The 7684-nt window shown below is 63.3% G+C and carries 7 protein-coding genes and 1 pseudogene; 5 read left to right on the top strand and 3 right to left on the bottom strand.

Going from position 1 to position 7684, the window contains the following annotated elements; translation table 11 throughout:
- Positions 1–63: 63 nt before the first annotated feature.
- Together N5D30_RS25760 and N5D30_RS25755 are read right to left on the bottom strand one after the other, a co-directional pair.
- Positions 64–1071, bottom strand: a complete 1008-nt coding sequence (locus N5D30_RS25760; protein ID WP_279911286.1) for an Ldh family oxidoreductase — start codon at positions 1069–1071, stop codon at positions 64–66.
- Positions 1072–1176: 105 nt separating this feature from the next.
- Complete coding sequence (locus N5D30_RS25755) at positions 1177–1377, bottom strand: transcriptional regulator (protein ID WP_279911284.1); 201 nt, start codon at positions 1375–1377, stop codon at positions 1177–1179.
- Positions 1378–1568: 191 nt separating this feature from the next.
- Between N5D30_RS25755 and N5D30_RS25750 the strand changes: the two genes are divergently transcribed.
- The 5 genes from N5D30_RS25750 to N5D30_RS25730 all read left to right on the top strand — a co-directional run bounded on the left by N5D30_RS25750 (position 1569) and on the right by N5D30_RS25730 (position 7517).
- The gene (locus tag N5D30_RS25750) at positions 1569–2054 is read left to right on the top strand and encodes a sigma-70 family RNA polymerase sigma factor (RefSeq protein WP_279911287.1); all 486 of its coding nucleotides are present in this window, start codon (positions 1569–1571) and stop codon (positions 2052–2054) included.
- Entirely contained in the window at positions 2051–3001 is a 951-nt protein-coding gene (locus N5D30_RS25745; protein ID WP_279911283.1) for a FecR domain-containing protein, read from the top strand. The genes N5D30_RS25750 and N5D30_RS25745 overlap by 4 nt, the downstream gene beginning before the upstream one ends.
- A 213-nt stretch (positions 3002–3214) precedes the next feature.
- Positions 3215–4369 carry an ATP-binding protein gene (locus tag N5D30_RS25740; protein WP_279911282.1) on the top strand — a complete coding sequence of 385 codons (1155 nt, stop codon included), beginning with the start codon at positions 3215–3217 and terminating at the stop codon, positions 4367–4369.
- Positions 4369–4965, top strand: coding sequence for a hypothetical protein (locus tag N5D30_RS25735; RefSeq protein ID WP_279911281.1), 597 nt, complete (start codon positions 4369–4371; stop codon positions 4963–4965). The genes N5D30_RS25740 and N5D30_RS25735 overlap by 1 nt, the downstream gene beginning before the upstream one ends.
- Positions 4966–5081: 116 nt before the next feature.
- Positions 5082–7517, top strand: a complete 2436-nt coding sequence (locus tag N5D30_RS25730) for a TonB-dependent siderophore receptor (protein ID WP_279911280.1) — start codon at positions 5082–5084, stop codon at positions 7515–7517.
- Positions 7518–7575: 58 nt separating this feature from the next.
- Here N5D30_RS25730 and N5D30_RS25725 read toward each other — a convergent pair.
- Positions 7576–7684 (bottom strand): annotated as a pseudogene (locus tag N5D30_RS25725) (transcriptional regulator); the annotation flags it as partial.

Here is a 7684-nt window from a genome sequence, read left to right as displayed (position 1 = left end):
CCGGGATCGGAGTCGCCTGCCTCCCGGATTTCATCCGGGCTACGCGCTACGTCAAACGACGCCCTACGCCAGTAGCGCCTGCAGATCGCGGTACAGACCGTCGTCGATCTCCACCCCGTCCACCAGACTTCTGGCCCGCGCCTCGTAGCGGCGCTGCGACGGTAGCCGCGCCCCTTGGCCCTGGATCGCCTCGAACATGGCTTCGGCGCGGGCCAGGTGCTGGTCGGCCTGTTCGCCGAGGAAGCGCTGCGGGTCGAGGGCGATGATCAGCTCGCCGTGGTACGGCAGGGCATTGTGGCCCTCGTCGAAGGCACCGGACTCGGGACTGGTCAGGTCGCCGATCAGCGGACCGGCGATCAGCTCGATCATCGCCGACAGAGCCGAGCCCTTGTGCCCGCCGAAAGTCAGCATGGCGCCATGGTCGAGCACCTCGGCGGCATCGCTGCACGGCCGGCCGTCGCGATCCACACCCCAGCCGGCCGGCAGCGGTTCGCCGGAACGCCGGTGCAGCTCGATCTCGCCACGGGCGATGGCGGCGGTGGCGAAGTCGAAGACGAAGGGATGGCGACCGGCGCGCGGCCAGCCGAAGGCGATGGGGTTGGTGCCGAACAGTGGGCGGCTGCCGCCGGCGGGCGCCACGTAGGCCTGGGTCGGGTTGCAGGCCAGCGCCACCAGGCCCAGCTCGGTCAGCGCCTCCATCTCCACCCACAGCGCCGAGAAGTGCACGCAGCGGTTTATCGCCATGGCGGCGATGCCGTTGCGCCGGGCCTTCTCCGCCAGCAGCGGCAGGCCGGCGGCGAACGCCAGCTGGGAGAAGCCGCCATGGGCATCGACCCGCACCAGCGACGGCGCCTGGTCGATCACCTCGGGCTCGGCGTCGGCCACCGCCTTGCCGGACTTGAGCGTGCGCACGATGCCCAGCAGGCGCCAGAGGCCATGGGACGTGCAGCCATCGCGCTCGCCGGCGGTCACGGTGGCGGCGATGGCCTGCACGAAGGCCTCGCTGAAACCGGCGTGGCGCAGGATGTCGGCGGCCAGCTCATGGGCCTCGGTCAGGGTCAATCGGGTCATAACGGGCTCCTGGCAGTCTGCCCGTTACAGTGGCCTCTCGACGCCGCCGAGGCTTGATCGCTTTGCACACCCGGCATGCCGAATTCGGCACATCGCGCGAATGGCTCAAGCCGCGTGACGCTGCGGGCCGCGTGCGATGAGAAGGAAATCGGAGGGGATCAGATCGGGATAGCCACCGAGCTCCTGCTGCAGCCGGCGCTGTTCGGCGTAGTCCTCGATGGCACGGCGGAAAGCCATGCGGCGCTGGTCTTCCAGCTTGCGGCGGGTCTTGCTGTCGTGGACGGGTCCTTCGAGATGCAGGTTCATCGCGGCGCTCCTGGTCCGTTTACCGGGAGCTCAGCTTGCTGGGGCCGCATGACGCTACGGTGAAGCCAGCATGAATACTTCGCGACAGCGTCCACCGTTGCCCTCGTCCACGGCGCCCGCATAGAATGAGACAAATTCTCATTTGATCGACCGGCGCAGGCCGCCAGGGATGTCCATCATGTGCCCCGCCGATACGTCTCCCTCAACTCTACAGCGACCATCACGGCTGGCTGCGCAACTGGTTGCGCCAGCGCCTGGGCAACACCGCCGATGCGGCCGACCTGGCGCAGGACACATTCATCCGCCTGCTCACCTCACGGCCGGTCGACATCGCCGCGCCACGCGCCTATCTCGCCACCGTGGCCAACCGCCTGTTGATCAACCTGTATCGCCGCCGTTCGCTGGAACAGGCCTACCTCGACGCACTGGCCAGCCTGGCGGAAGACGAGGGTCCCTGCCTGGAAAGCCAGGCGCTGATACTGGAAGCCCTGCACGAGGTGGACCGGGTGCTCGCGCGCCTGCCGGCCAACGTGCGCAAGGCCTTCCTGATGTCGCAGCTGGAAGGCTATACCCAGGAGGAGATCGCCACACACCTGGGCATCCACGTGCGCTCGGTGCAGCGCCACCTGGCACGGGCCTACGAGGAATGCATCATGCTCGCCGCGGAGCTGCCGTGAGCGCCCAGCCCCTCGACCGCCGCATCGCCCGCGAGGCCGCGCGCTGGTTCGTGCACCTGCAGGGCGCGGCCAGCGAGCAGGACCACGCCGACTGCGAGCGCTGGCGCGCCAGCCACGCCGACCACGAACGAGCCTGGCAGCTGGCCGCGCGCTTCCATGCGCGCCTGGGCGAGATCCCCACCGAGCTCGGCGTGCAGGCGCTGGACCGCCCGCAGGCGGACCGCCGCGAAACCCTCAAGCTGCTGACGCTGCTGATCGTCGCCGCACCGCTCGGCGTGGCCGGCTATCGCGGCCTGCCCTGGCGCGCCTGGACCGCCGACGAACGCACCGCCGTCGGCGAATCGCGCGAACTGACCCTGCCCGACGGCACGCGCGTCCGGCTCAACACCGACAGCGCCCTGGACGTGGCCTTCGACGAGACCCGGCGCCTGCTGCGCCTGCGGGCCGGCGAAATCCGCGTGGACAGCGCGGCGGACGCCGCCGGGCGCCCGCTGCTGGTGGCAACCGCCGAAGGTACGCTGCGCCCGGTGGGCACGACGTTCACCGTGCGCCAGCTCGACGGCGAAACGCAGGTCGCGGTGCTCGAAGGTGCCGTCGAGCTGCGCCCGCTGCACGCGTCCCGACCGACCCTGCTGCCGGCCGGCAGCCAGGCCCACTTCGGCGCCAGCCGGGTCGAGTCGCCGGAGGCGCTGCAAAGCCAGGCCAGCGACTGGAGCCACGGCGTGCTGCGCGCTGAGAAGATGCGCCTGGCGGATTTCGCCGCCGAGCTTGGCCGCTACCGCCCCGGCCTGCTGCGCTGCGACCCGGAGGTGGCCGAGCTGCGCATCTCCGGCGCCTTCCAGCTCGCCGACACCGACCTGGCGCTGTCCGCGCTGGCCCGTACCCTGCCCGTGGACATCCGCTACCGCACCCGCTACTGGGTGACCATCGCGCGCAAAGATGGCTAGGATCGCCATCTTACTTACGCCCCTGAATTCGATGTATAAATCACTTGATTGAACATAGTGCTGAGTGAAGAAGGGCAACCGAAGACAAGGGGCTCCAATGTCAACGCCCAGCTAATGCATAAGAAAGTAAGAGTCGGACAAGAACTCTTTTCCGTCAAAGATTGACACTAAACAGGATAGGCTAAAAATTACTGCCTGTACTGGAGAACAGAAATGCTGATTACCCGTTTAAAACTTAAAAACTGGCGCAATTTTCGTGAAGTGGATATTAATCTTGGACCTCGCGCTTACATAATAGGCGCCAATGCCGCCGGAAAGTCCAATCTTCTTGATGTGTTTCGCTTTCTTCGTAGCGTAGCGCAAGCCGATGGCGGAGGATTGCAGAAGGCTTTAAAAGAGCGCGGAGGGATAAGCAAGCTAAGAAGTCTACACTCACGTAAAGATACAGAAGTAAGCATAGAGGTAGAACTATCCGAGTCCTTGGAGATAGACTCTACCCGCTGGAATTATGAATTAGCTTTCAAAAGTGAAGGTAAAGGTGCACAGCGCGTGCTTATTTCACGCGAAATCATCAAAAGGAATGGTTTAACCGTTCGGATCCGCCCTAGCGTGGAAGATCAAAGAGATGAAATTCGTTTAACTCAGACACACCTTGAGCAAATCAATAACAATGCAGACTTCAGAGAGCTGGCCGAATATTTTTCGGACACCACATATTTACACTTGATCCCCCAACTTCTGAAGTTTAGCGAAGAAATTAGTGGCCGGCTAATCGAAAGCGATCCCTTTGGGCAAGGTCTTCTACAGCGTATTGCACGGACACCTCAAAAGACTAGAGATGCGCGCTTGCGTAGAATCGGCGAAGCGCTTGGCGCTGCGGTTCCCCAGTTCTCCGAACTACAGTTCGTTAAGGATGAAGTCACCGGCGCCCCTCATCTGGAAGCGCGCTTCAAGCATTGGCGCGTTAACGGAGCGTGGCAAAGAGAGGACCAGTTTTCCGACGGCACACTGCGTTTAATCGGTCTGCTGTGGGCGTTACTAGAAGGCGATGGCCTGCTGCTGCTTGAAGAGCCAGAGCTCTCACTTAATGATGCCATTGTTGAGTACGTACCCCTAATGATAGATCGCGTCCTACGCAGTCGTAAAAAAGGAATACGGCAAGTTCTGATTACCACACACAGCGATAACTTAATAGCCGCCGTTAACAACCCAGACTCTGTTCTGTTGCTACAACCCAGTGAGAATGGCACAACCGTCCGCGGCCCCAACTCAAGCGAACTTGAAGCGATGGAAAACGGCATGAACCCTGCAGAAGTTCTGCTACCGAAGACTCGGCCAGAGCGCATTGAGCAAATGGGAATTTTCTAATGAGCCAGATGTACGTGATAGGTGAAGATGCCTTGAGCTGTGCATTAGGAACACGACTGGTCACAGCACTGATGGGCTGGTCACTGGCTCAGCCCGCTGTAAACACCAAAGGTGGGACATACTTGATAAAAGCCATGCCTCGCTACACAGGTCTGGCTCACATTCACCCAGTACTCTGTCTTATGGATACTGACAGAGGATGCGCGGTAGAACTACGCCAGAAATGGTTGCCAGCTACTGCTCCAAGCAACTTTCTTCTTCGTTTAGCCGTGACAGAGAGCGAAAGCTGGATGATGGCTGATCGCGAAGCCTTAGCAGCTTTTTTCGATGTAGCAGTGCGCCTCATCCCTGATAATCCTGACGAAGAAGCTGACGCTAAACGTACAGTACTGAATCTAGCCCGACGTTCACGCCATCGTCGTATCCGGCAGGAAGTAGTATCGCCGCTAGACGCTAGCAAGCCTGGAACGGGCTACAACGTACACCTATGTGAGTTCATCAATCTCCACTGGCACCCACAGCAGGCTGCACAGTGCTCCCCCAGCTTAGCGCGTGCAATACAACGCCTCACGGAGCTGAAGGACGCTACCCTTTGAATCTCCCCAATCCTTAACACTCCACGGCACTTGCAATAGGAAGCATTGTCGCCTTTTCCGCCACTGACGTGTCCTCCCCGTAAACACAGCCAACACCGATCGACGGGGAACACACGATGCGCCACGACCAGCACCACCCTCTCCAACCCGCCCGGCCACTGGCCCGCGCCATCCGCGGCGCCGCCCTCGGCCTGCTGGTCGTTGGCACGGGCCTGACCGGCCAGCCCCTGCTGGCGGAGCCGGCCGACCAGCAACAGGTCCGCCACTACCACATCCCGGCCGGTCCGCTGAGCGCCGCGCTGGCCGAATTCGCCAGCCAGGCGGGCATCACCCTGCCGATCGATCCGGCACTGGTGGAAGGCAAGCGCAGCCCAGGCCTGGACGCCGCCACCGGCATTGCGGAAGGCATACAGCGGTTGCTGCAGGGCACCGGCCTGCGCGCCAGCCCAGCGGGCGATGGCTCCTGGGCAATGTACCCGGCGGGCGACGGAACGGCGGTGGAGCTGGGTGCGACCAACGTCAACGCGGGAGGGCTGGGCGCCACCACCGAAGGCAGCGGCGCCTACACCACCGGCGCGATGCAGACGGCGACCAGGCTGCCGCTGTCGATCCGGGAAACGCCGCAGTCCGTCACGGTCGTGACGCGCCGGCAAATGGACGACCAGAACCTCAACAGCATTGCCAGCGTGCTCGAAAGAAGCCCCGGCATCTCGCTGAACCACTACGAGAGCGACCGTCTAAATGCCACCGCGCGGGGCTTCCCGATCACCAAGATCCAGTACGACGGACTGTCGTCCCTGGACGACGGGTTCGGCTACGAAACCGACTGGCAGTCCGACACGGCCATCTATGACCGGGTGGAGATAGTCCGCGGGGCGACCGGCCTGATGACGGGCACCGGCGAACCCTCCGCCGCCATCAATCTCGTCCGCAAGCGACCCACCGCCGACTTCCAGGGCCATGTCCAGGCCAGCGCGGGCAGCTGGGACGCCTATCGAGGCGAACTGGACCTGTCCGGCCCCCTGGTGGCCGGGGGCAATGTCCGCGGCCGGATGGTCGCCACCCATGGCGACCGCCATTCCTACCTGGATCACTACAGCAAGGACCAGACCGGGCTGTACGGCATCCTCGAGGTGGACCTGGCGGCGGATATGCTGTTCACCGTCGGGCTGGACTACAGCACCAGCCACACCAATGGCGCCACGCATGGCGCGCCCGTGCCCATGTACTACTCCGACGGCAGCCGTACCCACCTCTCGCGCTCGACCACCACCGCCGCGGACTGGGCCTATCTCGATGCAGAACGCATCGCCAGCTTCGCCAGCATGGAAAAGACCTTCGCCAACGACTGGAAAGCCCGCTTGCAATACACCTACCGGGAAAACGAGGCGACGCCGAAGCTGCGCTACATAGACAGTTTCTTCGACCGGACCAGCGGGGCGGGCAATCTCTGGGTGGGCGGCACCTACTACGACATCGACGAAAGGCAGAACGCCGTCGACTTTTCCGCCACCGGTCCGTTCGCGCTGCTCGGGCGCGAGCACGAGCTGGTCCTCGGCTACTCGTACCAGGATCATGTGGAACACCGCAGATTCCACCCGCGCATCAATACGCCGCCGCTGAACAGCTTCTACGACCTGCCAGGCTATGAAGGCCCCGAGTTCGGCGAGTGGTACAGAACGGACAACCCGATCGACATCAAGGAACGGCAGGACGCCTTCTACCTCGCCAGCCGGTGGAACCTGGCCGACGCACTCAAGCTGATCACCGGGCTGCGGGTCAGCAACGTCGATTACGAGCTGACCGACTGGGGCATCACCAGCAAGGCCCGATACAGCAGCGAACTGACGCCTTACGCCGGCCTGGTCTACGACATTTCCGAGCACTACTCGGCCTATGTCAGCTACACCGACATCTTCCAGACCCAGACCGCCCGGGACCGCAACGGAGCCCTGCTGGAGCCGGTGCTCGGCAGCAACTACGAAGCGGGCCTGAAAGGCGAGTTCTACGGGGGCAGGCTCAAACTCTCGGCAGCCGCGTTCCTGATCAAGCAGGACAACCTCGCCGAATTCGACATCATCGTGAACGACGAATACCGCTACAAGGCGGTCGACGGCGCCAGGATTCGCGGCTACGAGCTGGAGGCCTCCGGCGAGATCCTGCCCGGCTGGAACATGGCCGGCGGCTTTACCCGGCATATCGCCAGGGGCGGGGACGGCCAGGCCATCCAGACCACCGAGCCGCAGAACATGCTGCGCCTGACCAGCTCGTATCGCCTGTCGGGCGCCCTGGACAGGTTCACCGTGGGTGGGCACCTGAGCTGGCAAAGCCGGATCTACGAGAAAGGCCGGGGACCGGGCGGGATCGACTCGGAGCAGGACAGCTACGAGCTCGTCCATCTCTTCGGCAAGTATCAGGTCACGGACGACATCAGCCTCCAGGCCAATATCAACAACCTGTTCGACAAGACCTACTACACCGGCATTTCCTACGGCTACGGCAGGTTCGGCGACCCGCGCAACTTCAACCTGACGGTTCGATACGACCTGTAGCACTCGCGCCGGCAGGCAGGTGGGCAAGGCTGCGCTTGTCCACCGTTGCCGATGCCGATCAATCCTCCGCGCTGCGCACCGACTTCGGCGACAAGCGCAGGCTGCGCAGGCTGCGCTTGACGCTCTTGAGGTGGTTGACCAGGTCGGGGCCGCGGGCCATGGCCACG

The organism is Pseudomonas sp. GD03875 (assembly GCF_029840585.1).
GTDB lineage: Bacteria > Pseudomonadota > Gammaproteobacteria > Pseudomonadales > Pseudomonadaceae > Aquipseudomonas > Aquipseudomonas paralcaligenes.
Note: the sequence above shows the minus strand (reverse complement) of the source record. Positions and strands in the feature narration are given on the sequence as shown.